The 584-nt window shown below is 46.7% G+C and carries 2 pseudogenes; both read right to left on the reverse strand.

Annotated elements, in window-relative coordinates:
* Window positions 1-168 (reverse strand): annotated as a pseudogene (locus A3761_RS05480) (aminoacyl-tRNA hydrolase); the annotation flags it as partial.
* 43 nt (window positions 169-211) lie between these two features.
* Window positions 212-584, reverse strand: a pseudogene (locus tag A3761_RS05485) (50S ribosomal protein L25); the annotation flags it as partial.

Consider the following 584-nt stretch of genomic DNA (forward strand, 5'->3'; position numbering starts at 1 on the left):
TTGAATATTAACTTTGGCATGAAGTCCGTGGAACTTCTTTTCTGGCTTAAGGTTTTGCTGATGTGCTTCAGCGATCTGGGCCAGAAAGATGGCGCCAGCATTATGGCGGGTGTTTTCGTATTCGGGGCCGGGATTACCCAGCCCCACAATCAGCTTGATTTGACTCATCGGAGCTTCTCTGACGCTATCAATTCATGCCGGATACAGAGAATTACTCTGCATCACCTTCTGCAGCTGCTTCACCAGCTTCGTCTTCAGCTTTACCCTTTGGAGTATGTACTGAACAAATTGGAAGATCGTGGTCAGCACCTTGCTGTAGTGCAGCAAGTGTAACGCCTTCAGGAAGTTTAAGGTCTGAAAGGTGAAGGATAGTTTCTGCTTCAACTTCAGTCATATCAACTTCGATGAACTCAGGCAAGTTACCAGGTAGGCAAATTACTTCAGCTTCAACCTGCTGGTGAGAGATCTTACCACCGCCCAACTTAACACCAACACAAGCGTCTTCGTTTGTGAAGTGAAGTGGAACGTGCACATGGATAGCTTTGTCCATATCAACACGCAGGAAGTCAGCGTGCATAACATCA

This window comes from Oleiphilus sp. HI0123, assembly GCF_001635315.1.